20 protein-coding genes are annotated in these 21,621 nt (G+C 68.5%); 12 read left to right on the forward strand and 8 right to left on the reverse strand.

The genetic code is table 11. The features are described from left to right. Positions 1-40: 40 nt before the first annotated feature. The 3 genes from frr to rlmN are packed head-to-tail and all read left to right on the forward strand — an operon-like array spanning position 41 to position 2,607. Positions 41-598, forward strand: coding sequence for a ribosome recycling factor (gene frr / locus ACH46_RS08560; RefSeq protein WP_062392532.1), 558 nt, complete (start codon positions 41-43; stop codon positions 596-598). Further along, positions 595-1,455, forward strand: coding sequence for a phosphatidate cytidylyltransferase (locus tag ACH46_RS08565; RefSeq protein WP_062392533.1), 861 nt, complete (start codon positions 595-597; stop codon positions 1,453-1,455). The genes frr and ACH46_RS08565 overlap by 4 nt, the downstream gene beginning before the upstream one ends. 45 nt (positions 1,456-1,500) lie before the next feature. Further along, entirely contained in the window at positions 1,501-2,607 is a 1,107-nt protein-coding gene (rlmN, locus tag ACH46_RS08570; RefSeq protein ID WP_062395161.1) for a dual-specificity RNA methyltransferase RlmN, read from the forward strand. A gap of 94 nt (positions 2,608-2,701) precedes the next feature. On the opposite strand, the gene ACH46_RS08575 is transcribed toward rlmN, so the two are convergent. Next, positions 2,702-2,965 carry a DUF2631 domain-containing protein gene (locus tag ACH46_RS08575; protein WP_062395163.1) on the reverse strand — a complete coding sequence of 88 codons (264 nt, stop codon included), beginning with the start codon at positions 2,963-2,965 and terminating at the stop codon, positions 2,702-2,704. Positions 2,966-3,030: 65 nt separating this feature from the next. Here ACH46_RS08575 and dxr point away from each other — a divergent pair, with 65 nt between their 5' ends. From dxr to ACH46_RS08600, 5 genes are all read left to right on the forward strand, one after another. After that, on the forward strand, positions 3,031-4,200 hold the full coding sequence (dxr, locus tag ACH46_RS08580; RefSeq protein ID WP_193392958.1) for a 1-deoxy-D-xylulose-5-phosphate reductoisomerase: 1,170 nt from the start codon (positions 3,031-3,033) through the stop codon (positions 4,198-4,200). 40 nt (positions 4,201-4,240) lie between these two features. Continuing rightward, positions 4,241-5,449, forward strand: coding sequence for a M50 family metallopeptidase (locus ACH46_RS08585; RefSeq protein WP_062392535.1), 1,209 nt, complete (start codon positions 4,241-4,243; stop codon positions 5,447-5,449). 338 nt (positions 5,450-5,787) lie between these two features. Further along, the gene (gene ispG, locus ACH46_RS08590; protein ID WP_062392536.1) at positions 5,788-6,939 is read left to right on the forward strand and encodes a flavodoxin-dependent (E)-4-hydroxy-3-methylbut-2-enyl-diphosphate synthase; all 1,152 of its coding nucleotides are present in this window, start codon (positions 5,788-5,790) and stop codon (positions 6,937-6,939) included. A 20-nt stretch (positions 6,940-6,959) separates the two neighbouring features. Beyond that, entirely contained in the window at positions 6,960-7,796 is an 837-nt protein-coding gene (locus tag ACH46_RS08595; RefSeq protein ID WP_062392537.1) for a GNAT family N-acetyltransferase, read from the forward strand. 68 nt (positions 7,797-7,864) lie between these two features. Continuing rightward, positions 7,865-9,694, forward strand: a complete 1,830-nt coding sequence (locus ACH46_RS08600) for a penicillin-binding transpeptidase domain-containing protein (RefSeq protein ID WP_062392538.1) — start codon at positions 7,865-7,867, stop codon at positions 9,692-9,694. 8 nt (positions 9,695-9,702) lie between these two features. On the opposite strand, the gene ACH46_RS08605 is transcribed toward ACH46_RS08600, so the two are convergent. From ACH46_RS08605 to ACH46_RS08615, 3 genes are read right to left on the reverse strand one after another with little or no spacing between them, the layout of a single operon-like run. Beyond that, complete coding sequence (locus ACH46_RS08605) at positions 9,703-10,476, reverse strand: heme ABC transporter ATP-binding protein (RefSeq protein WP_062392539.1); 774 nt, start codon at positions 10,474-10,476, stop codon at positions 9,703-9,705. A 4-nt stretch (positions 10,477-10,480) separates the two neighbouring features. Continuing rightward, positions 10,481-11,581, reverse strand: coding sequence for a FecCD family ABC transporter permease (locus ACH46_RS08610; protein WP_062392540.1), 1,101 nt, complete (start codon positions 11,579-11,581; stop codon positions 10,481-10,483). After that, entirely contained in the window at positions 11,574-12,563 is a 990-nt protein-coding gene (locus ACH46_RS08615) for a heme/hemin ABC transporter substrate-binding protein (protein ID WP_062392541.1), read from the reverse strand. Before ACH46_RS08615 ends, ACH46_RS08610 begins: the two co-directional genes overlap by 8 nt. A gap of 115 nt (positions 12,564-12,678) precedes the next feature. On the opposite strand from ACH46_RS08615, the gene map reads away from it, so the two are divergent. Beyond that, positions 12,679-13,545, forward strand: coding sequence for a type I methionyl aminopeptidase (gene map / locus ACH46_RS08620; protein WP_062395165.1), 867 nt, complete (start codon positions 12,679-12,681; stop codon positions 13,543-13,545). Positions 13,546-13,559: 14 nt separating this feature from the next. Further along, entirely contained in the window at positions 13,560-14,387 is an 828-nt protein-coding gene (locus ACH46_RS08625; protein WP_417935284.1) for an alpha/beta fold hydrolase, read from the forward strand. Between the two features lie 17 nt (positions 14,388-14,404). Here the strand turns inward: ACH46_RS08625 and ACH46_RS08630 are convergent, their stop codons facing one another. Together ACH46_RS08630 and ACH46_RS08635 are read right to left on the reverse strand one after the other, a co-directional pair. Then, positions 14,405-15,835: a mycothione reductase gene (locus ACH46_RS08630; RefSeq protein WP_062392542.1), complete on the reverse strand. Its 1,431-nt coding sequence runs from the start codon at positions 15,833-15,835 to the stop codon at positions 14,405-14,407. After that, complete coding sequence (locus ACH46_RS08635) at positions 15,796-16,809, reverse strand: alpha/beta hydrolase (protein WP_226995815.1); 1,014 nt, start codon at positions 16,807-16,809, stop codon at positions 15,796-15,798. Before ACH46_RS08635 ends, ACH46_RS08630 begins: the two co-directional genes overlap by 40 nt. A gap of 239 nt (positions 16,810-17,048) precedes the next feature. Between ACH46_RS08635 and mqo the strand changes: the two genes are divergently transcribed. Then, positions 17,049-18,488 carry a malate dehydrogenase (quinone) gene (mqo, locus tag ACH46_RS08640; RefSeq protein ID WP_417935297.1) on the forward strand — a complete coding sequence of 480 codons (1,440 nt, stop codon included), beginning with the start codon at positions 17,049-17,051 and terminating at the stop codon, positions 18,486-18,488. A 129-nt stretch (positions 18,489-18,617) separates the two neighbouring features. Then, the gene (locus tag ACH46_RS08645) at positions 18,618-20,258 is read left to right on the forward strand and encodes a GAF domain-containing sensor histidine kinase (RefSeq protein ID WP_062392543.1); all 1,641 of its coding nucleotides are present in this window, start codon (positions 18,618-18,620) and stop codon (positions 20,256-20,258) included. Between the two features lie 17 nt (positions 20,259-20,275). Here ACH46_RS08645 and ACH46_RS08650 read toward each other — a convergent pair whose 3' ends face one another. Both ACH46_RS08650 and ACH46_RS08655 read right to left on the reverse strand, forming a co-directional pair. After that, positions 20,276-20,962 (reverse strand): hypothetical protein, encoded by a 687-nt coding sequence (locus tag ACH46_RS08650; protein ID WP_062392544.1) that lies wholly within the window; start codon positions 20,960-20,962, stop codon positions 20,276-20,278. After that, positions 20,952-21,605, reverse strand: coding sequence for a response regulator transcription factor (locus tag ACH46_RS08655; protein WP_062392545.1), 654 nt, complete (start codon positions 21,603-21,605; stop codon positions 20,952-20,954). The genes ACH46_RS08650 and ACH46_RS08655 overlap by 11 nt, the downstream gene beginning before the upstream one ends. Positions 21,606-21,621: the final 16 nt, after the last annotated feature.

The following is a 21,621-nucleotide window of genomic DNA, read 5'->3' on the forward strand; positions in this document are numbered from 1 at the left end:
CACCAACGCACGCACGACACGTAAAGGAACGCGAGATCCCATGATCGACGAAGCTCTACTCGAAGCCGAAGAGAAGATGGAGAAGGCGGTCGACCATCTGCGGAACGACATGGCCTCCATCCGCACCGGCCGCGCCAACCCGGCGATGTTCAACAAGATCGCGATCGAGTACTACGGTGCGATGACTCCGATCACACAGGTGTCGAGCATCAACGCCCCGGAACCGCGCCTGATCGTGATCAAGCCGTACGAGCCGTCGACCATGCACGACATCGAGACCGCGATCCGCAACTCCGATCTCGGCGTCAACCCGACCAACGACGGCAACGTCATCCGCGTCGCAATCCCGCAGCTCACCGAGGAGCGTCGCAAGCAGCTCGGCAAGCAGGCCCGCGGCAAGGGCGAGGACGCCAAGGTCACCATCCGCAACGTCCGCCGCAAGGCCGTCGACGAGCTCAAGCGCATCCAGAAGGACGGCGACGCCGGCGAGGACGAGGTGGTGCGCGCGGAGAAGGACCTCCAGAAGACCACCGACTCCTACACCGACACCGTCGACGAACTGGTCAAGAACAAGGAAGCCGAGCTGCTCGAGGTATGACGAGCACACCGGAAGGCGCTCAGGCGCCCGCGAAGGGGTCGCGCGCGGGACGCAACCTGCCCGCCGCCATCGGCGTCGGCTGCAGCCTCGGCGCGGTGCTCATCGCCGTCCTGCTGCTGGTGCCGTGGGCCTGGTACATCGTCGTCTCGATCGCCCTCGCCATCGCGACCTGGGAGGTCGTCAAACGCCTGCGCGACGGCGGCTACGCCGTCCCGGTGATCCCGATGCTGGTCGGTGGTCAGGCGATCATCTGGCTGTCGTGGCCGTACGGCCTCGAGGCGTCGTTCGTCGCGATGGCGGCGACCGTCCTGGTCATGATGGTGTGGAAGCTGGTCGGCCAGGGACTGTCGAACGCGCCGGAAAACTACATGCGCGACCTCTCCGTCGCGGTGCTGGTCCTGGCGTGGCTGCCGATGCTCGCGACGTTCGGTGTCGACATGGTCCGGCAGGACCTCGGCAACATGCGGGTCTTCACCCTCGTGATCGTCGTGGTCTGCTCCGACGTCGGCGGCTACGCGGCGGGCGTCCTGTTCGGCAAGCATCCGATGGCGCCGGCCATCAGCCCGAAGAAGTCGTGGGAGGGTCTGGCCGGGTCCGCGATCGTCGGCACCATCGGCGCCACCGCCTGCGCGTACTGGCTGCTCGAGACTCCGCACTGGTGGATAGGCCCGATCCTGGGCCCGCTGCTGGTGGTCGTCGCCACCACCGGCGACCTCGTCGAATCGCAGATCAAGCGCGACCTCGGCATCAAGGACATGGGAACCCTGCTGCCGGGCCACGGCGGAATCATGGACCGCCTGGACTCGCTGCTGCCGTCCGCCTTCATCACCTGGGTCGTTCTCGCGCTCCTGCTGTGATCTGCTGAGATCGCCCCGCGCGGAAGTCGTGCGAGAATGGACGGCGTGACTTCTCTGCCTCTCGTGTTCGACGCCCCCAAACGCGGCATGCCGCCCAAGCACTTCGCCGACTTGGACGCGCAGGGCCGCATCGACGCGGTCGCCGAGCTCGGGCTGCCCAAGTTTCGTGCGAATCAGCTGGCCAAGCACTACTTCGCGCGTCTGACCGCCGACGTCGATGAGATGACCGACCTGCCCGCGGGCAAGCGCGACGAGGTCGGGGAGAAGCTGTTTCCGACGCTGATGACGCCGGTCCGGCACATCTCGTGCGACGACGACAGCACCCGCAAGACGTTGTGGCGCCTGCACGACGGAACTCTGCTGGAATCGGTCCTCATGCGGTATCCGGAGCGGAACACGCTGTGCATCTCCTCACAGGCCGGTTGCGGTATGGCCTGCCCGTTCTGCGCGACGGGGCAGGGCGGCCTCGACCGCAACCTCTCGACCGGCGAGATCGTCGACCAGGTTCGGGCCGCCGCCCGAGCGCTCCGCGACGGTGAGGTCGGCGAGCCGGGACGACTGTCGAACATCGTGTTCATGGGCATGGGGGAGCCGCTCGCCAACTACAAGCGCGTGGTCGACGCGGTCCGCAAGATCACCTCACCCGCTCCCGACGGCTTCGGCATCTCGGCCCGCTCGGTGACCGTCTCGACGGTGGGTCTGGCACCCGCGATCCGTCGCCTGGCCGACGAGGGCCTGTCGGTGACTCTCGCGGTGTCTCTGCACACGCCCGACGACGAACTCCGCGACACCCTGGTCCCGGTCAACAACCGCTGGTCGGTCAGCGAGGTCCTGGAGGCCGCCCGCTACTACGCCGACCAGACCGGTCGCCGGGTATCCATCGAGTACGCCCTGATCCGCGACGTGAACGACCAGCCGTGGCGCGCCGACCTGCTCGGCAGGAAGCTCCGGGCCGCCCTCGGCTCCCTGGTCCACGTCAACCTGATTCCGCTGAACCCGACGCCGGGCTCCGAGTGGGACGCCAGCCCCAAGCCGGTGGAGGCCGAGTTCGTGCGCCGCGTCCGCGAGCACGGCGTGTCGTGCACCGTCCGCGACACCCGGGGCCAGGAGATCGCCGCGGCCTGCGGTCAGCTCGCGGCAGAGGAGAAGTAGCCGCCGTCGAATCGTCGACAGACGAGAAACCCCGGACCAGGCGGTCCGGGGTTTCTTCGTCAGTCTGCGACTGCGCGGTCGGTCAGTCGCGCGGTCAGCGCTTCCAGGCGCCCTTGCGGGGGATCATCTGGAAGAGGGCGTAGCCGATCAGCGCGACGGCGATGACGACGAGGTAGATGTCCTCGACGTGACCGACGTGGTTGCCCTTCAGCATGCCGAGCAGGATCAGACCCACGACGACCGCTGCGACGGCGATCGACTTGCGGGCGACACCGTGCCAGCCGAAGCGGGCCGACGGTGCATCGGCGGGCTCGCGCACCCATCCGGTATCGATGGTTGCGACCTCAGTGCTTGCCACGTTCACTCCTTATGACGACCGGTAGTAGTCCGGGCTACAGCATAACCCGAGCCGCATGCGGAACAATGTGGGGTGTGACGACGCGTGTGTTGATTCTGGGATCCACGGGATCCATCGGTACTCAGGCCCTGGAAGTGGTGGCCGAACATCCCGACCTGTTCCGAGTCGTGGGGCTCGGTGCCGGCGGCGGCCACCTGGAGCTTCTGGAGAAACAGGTGGCCGAGTGCGGGCTGTCGCCGTCGCAGGTCGCGGTCGCGAACGCCGATGCCGCAACGCGATTGAGCGAGCGACTGGGCGGAACCGTCATCGGCGGCGACGACGCGATGGTCCGCCTCGTTGAGACGGTCGAGGCCGACGTGATCCTCAACGGTGTCGTCGGCGCCCTCGGTCTGGGACCGAGTCTGGCCGCCCTGAAGTCCGGCGCCCGCCTCGCCCTCGCGAACAAGGAGTCCCTCGTCGCCGGCGGTGCGCTGGTGCTGGACGCGGCCGCGCCCGGACAGATCGTGCCCGTCGACTCCGAGCACTCGGCCATCGCCCAATGCCTGCGCGGCGGCACCGCCGCCGAGGTGGACCACCTGGTGCTGACCGCGTCGGGCGGACCGTTCCGCGGATGGACCGCCGAGCAGGTGCGCGACGTGACCCCCGAACAGGCCGGGAAGCATCCCACCTGGTCGATGGGCCCGATGATCACCCTGAACTCGGCCACCCTGGTCAACAAGGCCCTCGAGGTGATCGAGGCGCACCTGCTGTTCGACGTCGACTACGACCGGATCGACGTGACCGTACACCCGCAGTCCATCGTTCACTCGATGGTGACCTTCGTCGACGGGGCGACCATTGCGAAGGCGTCGCCGCCGTCGATGAAGCTGCCGATCGCGCTGGCACTCGGCTGGCCGAACCGGGTACCCGGATCGTCGACGCCGTGCGACTGGTCCACCGCGTCGAGCTGGACCTTCGAGCCCGTGGACAACGAGGTGTTCCCGGCGATCGATCTGGCGCGGGCCGCGGGCAAGCGTGGCGGCAGCCTCACCGCAGTGTTCAACGCGGCCAACGAGGTGGCGGCGGAGGGCTTCTTCGCCGGTGCGATCACCTTCCCGCGCATCGTCGGCACCATCGCCGACGTGCTCGCCGACGCCGATCAGTGGTCGGCGCGTCCGGGTACTGTCGAAGAGGTGTTGGAAGCCGACCGGTGGGCACGACGACGTGCCGCCGAGTTGGTGTCCGCACAGTCGTGACCGTGCTCATGCGGATGAGCCGTCGGATGGAGAGTTCTTCGTGAGTCTGGTGCTCGGCGTCGCGTTGTTCGCGCTTGCCCTGCTGGTGTCGATCGCATGGCATGAACTCGGTCACATGTGGGCCGCGCAGGCCACCGGCATGAAGGTGCGCCGCTACTTCGTGGGCTTCGGCCCCACCGTCTGGTCCACCCGTCGCGGGGAGACCGAGTACGGCATCAAGGCGCTGCCGCTCGGCGGTTTCTGCGACATCGCGGGCATGACTCCGCATGAGGAGCTCACCGACGACGAGCTCGAGCGCGCGATGTACCGACAGCCGACCTGGAAGCGGCTCGTGGTGCTGTTCGCCGGGCCGATGCAGAACTTCATCCTCGGCTTCGTGCTGATCGTCGTTCTCGCCCTCGGCTGGGGACTCCCGATCCTGGGGAACAAACCCGTCTTCGCGAGCTCCACCGAATGCGTGGCGCTCACCACCGACGCGAAGGGCCTGCCGGTCCCGTGCTCCGGACCGGCGCCGTCCGCCGCTGCCGGCGTCAAGGTGGGGGACCAGCTCATCGCCGTCGACGGCCACACCGTCTCCGACCGCGCCGACCTGATTCAGCGCGTGCAGGAGTCCACCGGCAGCGTGGTCCTCACCGTGGAGCGCGACGGCGTCCGCCAGGACCTGACGGTCCCGGTGACCAGGGTGCAGCGGATGGTCCAGCGCGATGGCGAAGCCCCGCACTCCGCCGAGGTCGGCGCGATCGGCATTGGACTCTCGACCGAATACACCCGCCAGTACGACGCCCTCTCCGTCTGGGGCGGCGCCGTCGGATTCACCGGCGACCTGCTCAACGAGACCTTCAAGGCGCTGCTCTCGCTGCCGTCCAAGGTGACCGGCCTGTGGCACGCCGTCACCGGAGGCGAACGCGCGGCCGACAGTCCCGTCAGCGTGGTCGGCGCCTCGGTCCTGGGCGGAGAAGCGGTGGAACGCGGCTACTGGGACATGTTCTTCGGCCTGCTTCTGAGCATCAACTTCTTCCTCGGCGCGTTCAACCTGGTTCCGCTGCTGCCCCTCGACGGCGGCCACATGGCCATCGCCGTGTTCGAGAAGTTCCGCAACATGATCCGCCGCTGGCGCGGCAAGATCGCCGCCGGTCCGGTGGACTATTACAAGCTGCTGCCGATCACGTACGCGGTGGTGATCGTGATGGGCGGCTTCATGCTGCTCACTCTGACCGCCGACATCGTGAACCCGATCAAGGTGTTCTGACCCGGCATTGCTACCCGGGCCGGTTCGGACGGCTCACGGACGGACGGGGAGGTCGGCGCCACCCGGAGAGGGGTTGCCGCACCATTTGTCGACCAGTAGCACCACTTGTGTCTCCCGCACTCGGTCGCGACCGAGTGCGGGAAACAGAGGTGGTGCGACTCGCCCACAAGTGGTGCGGGAAGACCCGCCCCACACCGTCGCGATCCGACTGTCCTGCGGCAGTGCCTTCAACTTCTTCGCGATGTCGGCGCGGTGCCGCACCCGGTGACGAACCTCCGAAGTCGGTAGACTCGAACGCGCGCGCTGCGCGTCCCCAGATCTGCTAGGAGAGTTTGCACATGACTGGAATCGGCCTCGGCATCCCGATGGCTCCTCCGCCCGTACTGGCCCCGCGCCGCAAGACGAGGCAGATCATGGTCGGGAAAGTCGGTGTCGGTAGCGACCACCCGATCTCGGTTCAGTCCATGTGCACCACCAAGACGCACGACATCAACGCGACACTGCAGCAGATCGCGAAACTGACGGCCGCCGGATGCGACATCGTGCGCGTGGCGTGCCCCACGCAGGACGACGCCGACGCGCTCTCGGTGATCGCGAAGAAGTCGCAGATCCCGGTGATCGCCGACATCCACTTCCAGCCCAAGTACATCTTCGCCGCGATCGACGCCGGGTGCGCCGCCGTCCGCGTGAACCCCGGCAACATCAAGGAGTTCGACGGACGCGTGAAGGAGGTCGCCAAGGCGGCCGGGGATGCGGGCATCCCGATCCGCATCGGCGTCAATGCCGGTTCGCTCGACAAGCGCCTCATGAAGAAGTACGGCAAGGCCACCCCGGAAGCACTCGTCGAGTCGGCGCTGTGGGAGGCGAGCCTGTTCGAGGAGCACGGTTTCGGCGACATCAAGATCTCGGTCAAACACAACGATCCCGTCGTCATGGTGGAGGCCTACCGGCAACTGGCCGCTCAGAGCGACTACCCGTTGCACCTCGGCGTCACCGAGGCGGGCCCGGCGTTCCAGGGCACCATCAAGTCGGCCGTCGCCTTCGGTTCGCTCCTGGCCGACGGCATCGGCGACACGATCCGCGTGTCCCTGTCCGCTCCTCCGGAGGAGGAGATCAAGGTCGGCGACGCGATCCTGCAGTCGTTGAACCTGCGTCCCCGCAAACTGGAGATCGTCTCCTGCCCGTCGTGCGGTCGCGCCCAGGTCGACGTCTACAAGCTTGCCAATGAGGTCACCGCCGGACTCGAGGGCCTCACGGTCCCGCTCCGCGTGGCCGTCATGGGCTGCGTCGTGAACGGTCCGGGCGAGGCGCGGGACGCCGACCTCGGTGTCGCCTCCGGCAACGGCAAAGGCCAGATCTTCGTCAAGGGCAAGGTCATCAAGACCGTCCCGGAATCCGAGATCGTCGAGACTCTGATCGCGGAAGCGCTGCGTATCGCGGAGGAGACGGGGGAGACTGGAGACGGTGCTCCGGTCGTTTCCGTGGGCTGAGACAGGCAGGAGGTGCGGCAGTGCTGGGGATCCTCGGTGACCGTCCGCTCGGTGCCAAGGACGGCGATGCGGTAGGTCGCGCGCTCGACCTGGATCCCGTCGCGTCGTGCATGGTCGCGGCCAGGGTGGAGGCGTACGGACTGTCGCCCCGATTCCTCGGTGGGGAACTGTGGACCGCCTCCAAACCGGGGGCTTCGCTGGCCTTCTCCGGCGCCAATCTGATGCCGCTGATCGGTGGTGCCGCGGACCTGGACGTGTTCGCCGAACGCGCCCTCGGCACACCGCGGATCTGCTCGTCGGTCGTCGGTGCCGCCGACCTGGTGCTCCCGCTCTGGGAGCGGCTCGATCCGGAGTGGGGCACCCCGCGAGAGATCCGCGACGATCAACCGCTGCTGTCGCTGACCGGCTATCCGACCATCGCGCCCGATCCCGAGGTGCGGCTCGTCACGATGTCGGATCTCGACGTCTACTTCCCGGCCGCGGTCGCGATGTTCATCGGTGAGGTGGGCGTGGATCCGTGCGCCGGCGACGACGGGCGGTCGTATCGCCGCCGCCTCGCCGCGCTCATCTCCGCCCGCCGCGTCTTCGCCCGCTTCGACGGCGGCCGCGTGGTCTTCAAGGCCGAGATCGGGTCGATGTCTCGGAAGGTCGGCCAGATCCAGGGTGTCTGGGTGGACCCGGAATGGCGCGGTCGGGGACTCGGCGCCGTCGGCACCGCCGCCGTCGCCTCGGCCATCGCGAGGCAGGGCCGGACGTCGAGCCTGTACGTCAACGGCTTCAACGGTGCCGCGCGCGAGACCTATCGACGCGTCGGGTTCCGGCAGGTCGGAACCTTCGCCACCGTGCTCGTCGACTGAGACGACACGATCCGCATGCACCCGGCGGTGCCGTGGATGCGGTGGTCGCACCCCTATGATGGGGTCCGATGTCGCACCGTCCCTGTAATCGCCGCAGCCGGGTCGTCGTTCCGTGCCTGCTCGTCGTCGTGACGCTGCTGCTGTCGATCACCGCGTGCGGCACCCAGGACGACGGCCCCCGCTCGACGGCGGAGAGCTTCTTCAACCGGTTCGCGGCCCAGAACTTCGCTGACGCGGCCCGATCGACCACCGACCCGACGAGCGCGGAAGCGCGACTGCGGAGCACCTGGAACTCACTGTCCCCGAAGTCCCTGCACGCGGCACCCGGGCGCGTCGACATCAACGGCGACGTCGCGACCGTGCCGGTCTCGTACACCTGGGACCTGGGACGCGGCCGCATCTGGAAGTACACCGCGACCGTCGCGCTGGGACGCAGCGACACCGGCTGGTCGATCCGCTGGAAGTCGTCCGTCGTGCACCCGAAACTCGGGACCGACCAACAGCTCTCGCTGGATCAGACCGATCCGCCGCGCGCAGCGGTGAACGAGTCCGACGGTTCCGAGGTGATGGTCGACGGAACGGTGGTCGCGGTGTCCTTCGACGCGTCGAAAGCGGCCGAGAGCGGCACCGTCAGCGACTCGGTGCAGCGCCTGGTCCAGGTGCTGTCGCCGCTGATCCCGGGACTCAACGCGCAGGTAATCGCCGAGAAGTCGACCGCGCAGGACGATCCGCTGCCGATCGGCCGGATCGCCCAGGCCGATTTCGATCGGCTCCGCGACCAGCTCGCGGTGCCCGGGATCGTCTCGTCGGAGCAGGCGGTCCTGATGCCGCGCGATGAGAACTTCGCGCCGTCGGTCCTGGCGAGCGTTCGCAACACGGTGGCCGACGAGCTGACTGGAGACAGCGGGTGGCGTGTCACGGTGCGCAATCCCAACGGTCTGGTCGCGGACGTCCTCGCCGACGAGTCCGGGAAGCCCGCGCCCGCCGTCCTGCTGACCCTGTCGCGCACCGTTCAGGATGCGGCGCAGCGCGCGGTGAACGCGGTGGCGGGCAAGCAGGCGATGCTGGTCGCGGTGCAGGCCTCCACCGGAAAGATCCTGGCGATCGCCCAGAACCGGGACGCCGACCGCTCGGGACTCATCGCGACGTCGGGCCTGTACCCGCCGGGTTCCACGTTCAAGATGGTCACCTCGGCGGCGGCCTTCCATGACAAGCTGTCGAATCCGCAGGCGATCGTGCCGTGTCCCGGTGAGATCCAGATCGGGGAGCGACTGATCCCGAACTACGACAGCTTCGCGCTCGGTGCGGTGCCGCTCCGCACCGCGTTCGCACAGTCCTGCAACACCACGTTCGCGTATCTCGCGAGCCAGATGGGGGCCACCGCCCTCACCTACGCCGCCACCGCCATGGGCCTGGGCCCGAAGTACACGGTGCCCGGTCTGGACGTGAAATCGGGATCGGTGCCGGTGGAACCGGAACTGGTGCAGCGCAGCGAGGACGGCTTCGGCCAGGGCAAGGTCCTCGCCAGCCCGCTCGGCATGGCGCTGGTCGCGGCCGCTGCGGGATCCGGGCACGCGCAGGTCCCGTCGCTGATCGTCGGGCGGGAGACGAAGGTCGTCGGACCCACCGCGACCCTGGAGGACGACGTCTACCAGCAGCTGCGTCCGATGATGCGCGCCGTGGTCACCGAAGGCACGGCGACGCCCCTCGCCGGATCCGGCGAGGTGTTCGGAAAGACCGGTGAGGCCGAGGTGGCGGGTGGATCGCACGCATGGTTCGCGGGTTACCGCGGGGACATCGCCTTCGCGACCCTCATCGTCCTCGGCGGCGACTCGACCAACTCGGTGCTCGTCACCCGCGACTTTCTGAACATGCTGCCCGGCGACTATCGCCCCTGATCGGCTGCTCAGCGAGCGGGGGTGATGATGCGCTCGCCGGTCTCGGGATGGTCCGAGATCACGACGGGGTGGTCGTAGGTCTCGCTGAGGAGTTCCACTGTCATCACCTCGTCGACGGGCCCGGTCGCCAGGAGCAGTCCCTCCTTCATCACCGCGACACGGTCGGCGTACGCGGCCGTCAGGGACAGGTCGTGCACCACCAGGACGACGGTGGCGCCCGCGGCGGCGCGACGCCGAAGGATCGTCAACACCTGCTCGGTGTGGCCGATGTCGAGGGCCGCGGTCGGCTCGTCGAGCAACAGGACGGGGGTGTCCTGAGCCAGTGCGCGAGCGAGCGACACGCGCGCCTGCTGACCGCCGGAGAGTTGCGCGAACGGTCGGTCGACGAGGCCCCCGAGATCGCACTCGGCGATCGCCGCGTCGATGATCTCCTCGGAGTGTCGGGCCTCCGGCGTCCGAGTCCACGGGAAACGCCCCATCTCGACCACCTCGCGCACCGGGAACGGAGTGTCGGCCCGGTTCTGCTGCGTGACGAGGGCCCGCGCGCGGGCGAGGGTGCGGGAATCGGTGCGATGCACGTCCAGCTCGCCGATCCGAACGGTGCCCGCGGACGGTTCCCGCACTCCGGCGAGCACCGACAGCAGCGTCGACTTGCCGCAGCCGTTGGGCCCCACCAGCGCGAGGATCTGCCCGGGGCTCGCGGTCAGGTCGATGCCGTGCAGGATCGGGCGTTTGCCGATGCGTGCGTCGACGCCGTCGACGGTCAGAGCGTGTTCGATCACCGTGTCACCACCGCCCGGCGGCGTTGCGTTGCCGCAGCAGAAGGAAGAAGACGGGACCGCCGATCAACGACGTCAGCATGCCGAGGGGGAGTTCGCCCCCGGTGAGCGTCCGTGCGCCCAGGTCGGCGGCAGCGATCACCAGGGCACCGCCGAGCGCACTCGCAGGCAGCAGCCAGGCGTGCTTCGGTCCGACCAGCAGTCGCATCACGTGCGGCACGATCAGGCCGACGAACATGACGATGCCGGTGAACGCCACGCCTGCCGCGGTCAGCATCGCGACCAGGACGATCACCTGGCGACGCACAGCCTCAACGTTGACGCCGAGCGAGGCGGCCTGCACTTCGCCGAGGGCGAGCAGGTCGATCTTCCGGATCAGGACCATGCCGCCGGCCAGCCCGGCGATCGCGAGGGGCGCGACGATCTTGACCTGCGTCCACGACACGTTGCCCGCGAGGGAGCCCAGCTGCCAGAAGACGATCTGCTCACGCGCCGCCGTGGAGGCGATGTAGGTCAGATAGGCGATGACGCCCAGACAGAAGGCGTTCACCGCGATACCGGTCAGGACCAGCATGATGGTCGACGACGCGCCGTCCCGGATCGAGAGCACGTAGACGCCCGCCGTGGTGATCAGCCCGAACAGGGCGGCGGCCCCGGCGATGGCCCACCCGTCGGTGCCGGTGCCGCCGATGACGATCATCAGGCAGGCGCCGACCGCGGCACCCGACGAGACGCCGATGATGCCGGGTTCGGCGAGCGGGTTGGCGAGGACGCCCTGCAGCAGACAGCCCGCCGTGCCGAGCGCCACGCCCACCAGCAGGCCCAGGAGAATCCGCGGGAAGCGGGACACCCAGAGGGCGTTCTCACCCTGGGGATGCGACGGCAGCGGCCCGATGTCCAGGTGCCAGTGATGCGCGATGGATCCGAGCACCTCGATCGGCGGGATCCGGACCTGCCCGGTGCCCGCGGAGATCACCACGACGACGCCGAGGAGCACCGCGGTGCCGAGCAGGATCCACAGGGCACGAGTGCGTCCGGGAGCGGCGCGCCTCGGAGGCGCGGTCGCCGGTTCGACGGCGGTGCTGTGAGAGTCGGTGGTGTCAGACATAGATCGCCTTTGCCAGCGCGCTGAGGACGAGGCCGGTGTCCGGACCGAACATCAGGATCTGGGTCTCGTCCATCGCGACGATGCGACGGTGCCGACCGGCGTCGGTGTCGGCGATCGCGGGCAGCCGCAGCACCTTGTCCATGCCGCCGACGGAGTCGGCCCCCTGCGTCATCACCAGGATCACCTTCGGATTCGCGCGGATCATCGACTCGGCGCTGACCTGTGTGAACGCCGCTGTGAGGCCCGCCTCGGTGCCCGCGTCACGACCGCCGAGCGCCGCGATCAGGTCGTCGGCGCCCGACCGCGGTCCGGCGAGCAGGATGAGGTGCTCTCCGCGGATGTAGAGGAAGCCGATCGTCGGGTCGCCCGACGGCTGCGGAATCAGTGCGCGGGCGTCGCTGATCTGCTTCTCGGTGCGGGTGACGAGCTTCGCGCCGGCGTCGGGAACGCCGAGAGCGCGGGCGACATCGGTGATGAGCGCGGAGTTGCCCTCGATGGAGCGTTTGCCGGTGAACACCTCGACGGGGATGCCCGCGGCGCGGAGCTGGTCGACGGCGCCTGCCGGGGTGGCGTCCTCGGTCACGAGCACGATCGACGGGTTCTGGGCGAGCACGCGTTCGGGATTGATCGCATGCCCGGTCTCGGTCACGTAGGGCAGATCCGCGGCGGACGGGAAGGTGGTCGACCGATCGCGGCCGACCACATGCGGCCCGAGACCGAGCGCGAAGACGATGCTGCCCAGCGTGCCGTTGCGATCGAGTGCGATGATCCGCTCGGCGCGCGGACCGGGTTGCAGACCGGGGGAGACCGGCACGATGTCGGGGTTCGGCAGCGTCGCGGTGGTGGGACCGGAGCGGAGGGCGGCCTCGGTCGCCGTGGCCCGCGCACGCGTGTCGATGGGTTCGGTGGTGCATCCGGTGAGGATCAGCGCCGCGCCGAGCAGCGCGATCAGGAGCGACGCCGCGGATCGCGAGAAAGCCATTACCGTGACATCCGCCTTCGTTCCGCGCCGCTGTGTTAGGTCCACCTTACTGTTCGACGACCGGTGAGTGCACATCGGTGCGGCGCGAATCACGGTGCGCCGTAGAATCACCGGCATGACAGTTCGTGCCCCGCTGGTCCCCGGTGTCGTCTCGCCGACGCTGCCCGTTCCCGACTCCATCCCCCGTCCCGAGTACGCGTGGAAAGACACCGTGAACGAGGGCAGTGAACCGTGGGTGCAGACGCCGGAGACCATCGAGAAGATGCGTGTGGCCAGCAGGATCGCGGCCAATGCGCTCGCCGAGGCCGGTCGCGCCGTGGCACCCGGTGTCACGACCGACGAGCTCGACCGCATCGCGCACCAGTACATGATCGACCACGGCGCCTACCCGTCGACGCTCGGCTACAAGGCGTTCCCGAAGTCGTGCTGCACTTCGCTGAACGAGGTGATCTGTCACGGCATCCCGGACTCGACGGTGATTCAGGACGGTGACATCGTCAACATCGACGTCACGGCCTACATCGACGGCGTCCACGGCGACACCAACGCCACCTTCCTGGCGGGCGACGTCTCGCAGGAGGCGCGCGACCTGGTGGAGCGGACCCGGACCGCCACCGAACGCGCGATCAAGGCGGTCAAGCCCGGCCGCCCGCTCAACGTGGTGGGTCGCGTCATCGAGGCGTACGCCAAGCGGTTCGGCTACACGGTGGTCCGCGACTTCACCGGGCACGGCATCGGCGAGACCTTCCACAACGGCCTCATCGTCCTGCATTACGACGAGCCCAGTGTCGACACCGTGCTGGAGCCGGGCATGGTGTTCACGATCGAGCCGATGATCAACCTCGGGGATCTGCCGTGGGAGATGTGGGACGACGACTGGACCGTCGTGACCGCGGACCGCAAGTGGACGGCCCAGTTCGAGCACACTCTCGTCGTCACCGAGGAGGGCGCGGAAATCCTCACTCTGCCCGACGTCGTCTGACATATCCTGTCTGGGTGACCACCTCGCGCCTGACGGTAGAACATGACGGTCTGATCTTCGACGTCGAGCAGAGCGGCCCCGCCCGCGGACCCTGGGTGGTCTTTCTGCACGGCTTCCCGGTGAACTCGCAGTGCTACGACGCGGTGGTTCCCCGTGTACACGAGGCGGGTCTGCGTACTCTGCGCATCGATCAGCGCGGCTACAGCCCGGGCGCCCGGCCCGACGGCGTCGACGCCTACCGACTCGACAAACTGGTGTCGGACGTCATCGGAATCCTGACCCACCTGAACATCTCGTACTCGATGCTCGTCGGCCACGACTGGGGCGGGATCGTCGCCTGGCATCTGGCCGCGCGGTACCCGGACCGGTTCACCGGACTGGTGGCGGTCAGCACCGGGCATCCCTCCGCGATGCGCGACTCCCTCGAAGCCGGGTCGGATCAGCGGCAGCGGTCGGCGTACATCAAGAACTTCGTCGCCGACGACGCCGAGGAGAAGCTCGCGGCGCGCAACGGGATCCTGCTGCGTCGCGCCGGCGTCACCGCGGAGGAGCTCAAGCCGATCCTGGCGCCGGGCGCCCTGACCGGACCGCTGAACTGGTATCGCGCCAACTTCACCGGCAACATCGCCGAGGCACTCGCGTGCCCGCCTGTCGAGATCCCCGCGACCATGCTGTGGAGCGACGGCGACGCAGCCCTGGGCCGCGAGCAGGCCGAGTTCAGCGGCCGCTACGTCTACTCCGACTTCCGATTCTCGGTCCTCAAAGGCGTCGACCACTGGATCCCGGAGAACGCGTCGCGCGCCCTGGCGACGGAGATCTCGCTGCGCTCGTCGCGGTTCTAGTCGACGTTCCGACGTTCCTAGTCCAGCTCCAGCCCCAGCAGGGCGTTCTCCAGCACCTCCGGCATGGCCGGGTGGATCCAGTACTGGCCGCGCGCCATCTCCCGGGCACCCAGCCCGAAGCTCATCGCCTGGATGACGGGCTGGATGACGGTGGACGCCTGCGGGCCGATGAGGTGGGCGCCCAGGATCTCGCCGGTGGCGCGATCGGCGATCAACTTGCAGAAACCGGTGGTGTCCTCCATCGCCCAGCCGTAGGCGACGTCGCCGTAGTTCTGGACCTTGACGGTGATGTCTCGGCCGGTGTCGCGGGCCTGCGCCTCGGTGAGGCCGACCGCCGCGATCTGCGGGTGCGTGAACACCGCGAACGGCACGTAACGGTGGTCGAACGCTGCCAGGTCGTCGGATCCCCACCCGCGCAACAGGTTTCCCTGCACGATGCGCTGCTCGTGGTTGGCGACGTGCTTCAGCTGGTACGGCGAGCTCACGTCGCCGAGCGCCCACACGTTCTCTGCGGGAGTGCGACCGTGGGCGTCGACCGGGACGCGGCCGTCGTCGAGCAGGGCGACGCCGATCGACTCCAGACCGAGCCGGTCGCCGTTGGGCGTGCGGCCGGTCGCGACGAGGACGGCGTCCGCCTCGACCGGGTCGCCGTCGGCGAACTCGAGTCGGATGCTGCCGTCCGCCTGCTGCGCCGCGCCGGTCATCGTCGCGTTCAGTCGGACGGTCCACTCCTGTGCCGCGAGGTCGGTGAACCGCTCGCTGACGTCGTCGTCGAGGGCGCGCAGCAGGCGACCGCTGCGTGCGATGACGGTGACGTCCACGCCGAGCGCACCGAAGACGTGCGCGAACTCGGCGGCGATATAGCCGCTGCCGACGATCGCCAGTCGCTTCGGCAGCGCGGGCAGGCGCATCACGTCGCTGTTGGTGTAGTAGCGGATCCCGGAGCCGGCGATCACCGGCGGCACGTCGGAGCGGGAACCCGCGGCGATCACGACCTCGCGGGCCAGGACCTCGTCGCCCGCATCGGTGACCAGGCGGTACCGGTCGCCGTCGCGGCCGTCGAACCGGACGTGGCTGGTGTACACGGTGACGTTCTCGCAGCGGTCGACGCGGTACTCCTTGCCGCCCTCCGAGATCGGATCGATGCGGCCGAAGACCCGGTTGACGATCGCCGGCCAGTCGACGGAGTTCACCGACGCGTCGACGCCGTACGTCGACGCCGTCCGAGCGCTCGCCGCGACGTCGGCGGCGTAGACGAACATCTTGGTGGGGATGCAGCCCACATTGAGGCAGGTGCCGCCGTAGACGCCCTCCTCGAAGATCGCGATGCCGGCCGCGTCGAACCGCTCGTCGGGGATCGAGTTGCCGCTGCCGGATCCGATGATCGCGAGGTCGACCTGCTGGGTGGTCACTGCTGTGCTCCTTCGCCGAACATCGTGGTCAGCCATGTCTGGACCTCGCCGTACGCGATGCGGCGGGGTGTTTCGAGAGAGAGGAAGACGTCGTGGCGGGCATCGGGGACGGCGACCGCCCACACGCGGCGGCCGATGGCCCCGGACCATTGGGCGATCTGCTTCACGTCGAGGACGCAGTCCGCGGTGTCGACCTCCGGGCGGTACTTCTCGGAGAACCAGGACTTGGCGGATCGCAGCACCAGGGCGGGGACGCCGACGTCGATGCCGCGGTGGAGGCGGTGCTGGCCGGCGCGGACCGCAGACAGCCACCCGAAGGTGACCGGGAAGCCGGTGAGCGGCTTGCAGCGGAGGTCGTACGACCACTCGCCGTGACGACTGACGTGCAGGCTCTCGCCGTACGCGTCGGAGAGGTCGCGGGGGACCAGCACGCGGGGCCGCGCCTTGCTCACGCCCTTGATGACGAGGCCGACCGCGTCGGTTCGGAGCACGGCCTCACCCTGAAGGTCGAGCCACGGGCTGTTCAGGATCAGCCCCTTCACGCGGTCGTGCCGATCGGGGTCCGTCTCGCGGAGCCGGTTCAGCCACAGCGGCGTGATCAGGCCTCCCGTGGAGTGCCCGATCACGAGGACCTGCGACTCGGGATCGTCGGCCTCGTCGACGATCACGTCCAGAGCCGCGGTCAGCTCGCGGTCGTAGTACTTCAGGTCCGAGATGTAGTGCGGTTGGTCGCCGTCGCGCAGGGACCGTCCGCATCGTCGCAGGTCGACCGCGTAGAAGGCGTAGCCGCGGTCGGTGAAGAACTCAGCGAGCTCCTCTTGGAAGAAGTAGTCGGTGAAACCGTGCACGTAGAGGACCGCGCCGTTGCTGGTCGCGGCGAGGGGCGCGCGGACCAGCGTCGCATCGATCGGTCCGTCGCCGTCGGGGTCGTCGCCGAGCGGGATGCTCAAGGACTGGAATCGGTCGAGGAATTCATCGGGTCGCCACTGTCGGCTCTTGACGATGCTCACGCGCTCCACAATAGGGTGCGACGCCGCCGTCGCGCTGGTCACCGACCCCGAAGCGATCGCTTGGTCGGGGTGGCACGCGGTGTCACACACCCCACAATTGCAGTGACCGATGCTGCCTCCGACATCACAATGGTGAACAATGAGTCGGAATACAGGTCGTGAATACCCTATGGGTGGAGGAGTTCAGCAGCGTGGCCAAAGTGATTAAGACGGATGTAGCGCTGGTCGGCGCGGGAATCATGAGCGCCACGCTCGGCGCCCTGCTCCGTCAGTTGGAGCCCAGCTGGTCGATCAGTGTCTTCGAGCGCCTCGAAGCGGCGGCCGCCGAGAGCAGCGACCCGTGGAACAACGCCGGTACCGGTCACTCGGCGCTGTGCGAGTTGAACTACACCCCGGCCGACGCGAACGGTGACATCGACATCACCAAGGCGCTGAACATCAACGAGCAGTTCCAGATGTCGCGCCAGTTCTGGTCGTTCGGCGTCGACAAGGGCATGCTCGGCGCGCCGGACGAGTTCATCAACCCGATTCCGCACGTGAGCTTCTGCCACGGGCAGGACGGCGTGGACTTCCTGCGCAAGCGTCACGCGGCGCTGTCGAGCCAGACCCTGTTCGAGGGCATGGAGTTCATCGACGACGACTCCGTCTTCGCCGAGCGTCTGCCGCTGATGTCGGCGGGCCGTGACTTCTCCGACCCGGTCGGCCTCAACTGGTACCAGAACGGCACCGACGTCGACTTCGGTGCCCTGACCCAGCAGCTGCTGAACTACGTCGGCCGCGACGCCGACCTGTACTTCGGCCACGAGGTCCGCAACCTGACCAAGCAGTCCGACGGCTCCTGGCTGATCAAGGTCCGCAACGGACGCTCGGGCGAGAAGATCCAGGTCCAGGCCAAGTTCGTCTTCGTCGGCGCAGGCGGCGGCGCCCTGCACCTGCTGCAGAAGTCGGGCATCAAGGAGGCCAAGGGCTTCGGCGGTTTCCCCGTCAGCGGCGAGTTCTTCCGCTGCAAGAACCCCGACGTGATCTCGCAGCACTCCGCCAAGGTCTACGGCCAGGCCGCCGTCGGTGCTCCGCCGATGTCGGTGCCGCACCTGGACACCCGCGTCATCAACCACAACCGCGGTCTCCTGTTCGGTCCGTACGCCGGCTGGTCGCCGAAGTTCCTCAAGTCCGGCGGCATCATGGACCTGCCGAAGTCGGTGAAGCCGGGCAACCTGTTCCCGATGATGTCGATCGCGCCGCAGGAGTTCGGTCTGCTCAAGTACCTGATCTCCGAACTCGCCGCGAGCCCGGCCGACCGTGTCCGGACCCTGCAGGACTTCGCTCCGCGCGCCGTCGGCGAGGACTGGGAGCTCATCACCGCCGGACAGCGCGTCCAGGTGATCCGCAAGCACGGTGCCGGCGGCAAGCTCGAGTTCGGCACCGCCGTCGTCGCCGAGGGCGAAGGCACGCTCGCCGGTCTGCTCGGTGCCTCGCCGGGTGCGTCGACCGCGGTCCCGGCCATGATCTCGGTTCTGCAGGAGTGCTTCGGCGACACCCGCTTCGAGGGCTGGAAGAGCAAGCTCACCGAGATGATCCCGTCGTACGGGCAGAAGCTGAACGACAACCCGGCGCTCTTCCGCGAACTGTGGGATTGGACCAGCCGGAGCCTGCAGCTCACCGGCGGCGACGACCGCTAGTTCAGACCGCCGACGGCGTACCATCACGGCAACGCCTTCGCACCACAGGACCAGTGCTGATGCGCTGGTCCTGTGGTGCGTTTTCGGCGCTGTTCCGGCCGCACGACCACCATCAGGAGACGATTCACAGTGACGCGCAGACGTGACCTCGCCGGAGTCCATGCGGCGCTCGACGCCCTCGCGGACGCCAGCGTCGGCGATCCCACGACGATGCGTGACCTGCTGGAGGCGGTGCTGCTCGTGGGGCGCGGCCTGGAACTGGATCAGGCGCTCCAGCGCATCGCCGAGGTGGCCGCCGACGCCCTCGACGCGCGCTACTGCGCGGTCGGCGTCCGCGGGCCGGAACTGAGCCTGCAGGCCTTCGTCCACACCGGCATCTCGCCGGAGATCCGGGCCACCATGGGGCCGCTGCCCGTCGGACGCGGCGTCCTCGGCGAACTGCTTCACCATCCGGAGGTGTTGCGGATCCGGAAACTCTCGGATCATCCTGCGTCGATCGGCTTCCCGCCGAATCATCCGCCGATGGACACCTTTCTCGGCGCGCCGATCATCGTGCGCGACGAGCTGTTCGGCAGCATCTACCTCACCGAGAAGCAGGGTGCGCCGGAGTTCACGCCGCTCGACGAGAAGATCGTCGCGGTCCTCGCGGTCGCAGTCGGGATCGCGGTCGACAACTCTCGAGCCTTCGAGCGTGCCCAGGCCCGACTGCGGTGGATGCAGGTCATCGCCGACCGCGGCTCCGAGCCGCTCGCAGGCACCGACCTCGCCGACACCCTGGACGGCCTCTGTCGGGACGTCTCGGCGCTGACCGGTGCCGTGGACGTCTTCATCGTCAACGGCTCCGAGGTGGTCGGTCACACGGGGGCGATGCCGTGCGTGGAGGATCTCTTCGCGTTCGCCGATCCGGACGACGACGCCGCGTCCGGTCGGCTGGTGGTGCGGCAATTGGCACCGGGATCCCAGCCGTGGCTCCGGCGCGGCGCGAGCTGGGTCACGATCCAGCCGCTGCAGGGCGGGGTGGGGGACTCCGCGATCGTCGTCACGCGTGTCGACCGTCGGTACTGGACCGGCGAGGAGGTCGCCGGACTGCAGGGCACGGCCCGCGTCGCCTCCCTGGCGTTGGCCTACGCCGATCAGCAGCAGCTGACCCACGACATGCAACTGCTCGAAGACCGGCACCGCATCGCGCGCGACCTGCACGACCTCGTCATCCAGCGGCTGTTCGCGATCGGCATGTCGGTGCAGACCATGCAGGCCGCGCGGCAGGCCGTCGACTGCACGGTGATCGACGAGGAACGGCTGGAGCAGGTGATCACCGACCTCGACGGGACCATCGCGCAGATCCGGACGTCGATCTTCGACCTCCAGGGCATGCCGGGGCACGGGGGACAGGTCACGCTGCGGCGGCGGGTGCTCGACGTCGTCGCCGAGGTGGCGGCGCACGCGCCGATCGTGCCGAGCGTCGCGTTCGTCGGACCGGTCGACACCCTGGTGCCCGACGCGCTGGCACCGCACATCGAAGCCGTGCTCCGCGAGGGGATCTCCAACGCGCTCCGCCATTCGGGTGCGGGGCGGATCGGCGTGCGGATCGTCGCCGACGACGTGGTGACCGTGGAGGTGTCCGACGACGGTCGCGGCATCCCGCCGACCGCGGAGCAGTCGGGTCTGGCGAACCTCACCCGCCGTGCCGACACCTGCGACGGCAACTTCACCATCACCAGCAGCCCGTCGTCCGGGACCACCCTCACCTGGACGGCCCCGCTGCACTGACCCTGCGGTCGGCGGGGTCAGTCGGCCAGGCGCCGGTCCTGGACCTCGCTGTCGGGGACGATGATCACGTCGCGTTCTTCGGTGAGGACGTGCAGGAAGCCGGGCTCGGCTTCGAGGATGTAGCCGTCGATCACCCCGTTGTCGGTGGTGATCTGTTCGGCGCTCATCCACGGCGCGTCGTTGAATGCGGCCAGGGCGAGGAGCCCGGCCGCGGCGATCAGCGCCGTCTTCCGGGTGACGGCGAGAATCGCATCGTGCAGGACGCCGCGGTGGAGGACCATGCGCAGCGACACCACGATCACGCAGAATCCGGCCGCACCGACCAGCGTCCAGACGTTCCCGAAGGTCGTCGACAGGGTCACCGTGATGACGATGAGCACGATCAGCGACAGGATCGTCGTCACCTGCAGTGTTCCGCGATGCTGCGGGGCCGGCCACACGATGCGCATGAGCACGAGCGGCAGCAGCACCGCGACCAGGATCCCCGTCAGCAGCGGCTGCCCGACCACCGTCCCGAAAGCGATCGGGAAGGCGTCGGAGAAGTCGAAGGTGTCGGAGATCGCCGCCACCACATTCCAGTCCCAGTGCGCGACGGCCAGCATCCGCAGCACCAGGAAGGCGACGGCGATGCCGGCCGTCGCACCGAGTTCGAGGCGGAAGTCGCCGCCCGCGTCGCGCGTATCCGGTTCGGTCTCAGCGCTCACGGGCCCGCAACTCGGTCGCGAGGACGGCGACCTGGGTGCGACGCTGCATGTCGAGCTTCGAGAGGATCCGCGACACGTAGTTCTTGATCGTCTTCTCGGCGAGGAACATCTTGTCGGCGATCTGCCGGTTCGTCATGCCCTGGCCGATGAGGGTGAAGACCTCCTTCTCCTGCCCGGTGAGGCGAGCGAGCGGGTCGCTGGGCTCGCCGTCGCGCAAGCGGGCCAGGAGAGCCGCGGTGCTGCGGTCGTCGAGCAGCGAACCGCCCGCGCCGACCGTGCGCACCGCCGCCACCAGGTTGTGTCCCAGGATCTGCTTGAGGACGAACCCGGAGGCGCCCGCGAGAACGGCGGCCAGCAACGCGTCGTCGTCGGCATAGCTGGTCAGCATCAGACAGTGGACCTGGGGGAGGGCGCTCCGCACCGACCGGCACAGCTCGACGCCGTTGCCGTCGGGGAGCCGGACGTCGAGCACCGCGACGTCGGGTTTCGTCGCGTTGATGCCCACCCATGCCTCGTCGACGGTGGCGGCTTCGCCGACCACTTCGAGGTCCTCGGCGGTGCTCAACAGGTCGCGGAGGCCGCGGCGCACGAGCTCGTGATCGTCGACGAGGAAGACGCGGTGTTTGCGTGCCGTTTCGGTCATGGTCCTAACGCTACAA

Source organism: Gordonia phthalatica, from assembly GCF_001305675.1.
GTDB classification, from domain to species: Bacteria; Actinomycetota; Actinomycetes; order Mycobacteriales; family Mycobacteriaceae; genus Gordonia; species Gordonia phthalatica.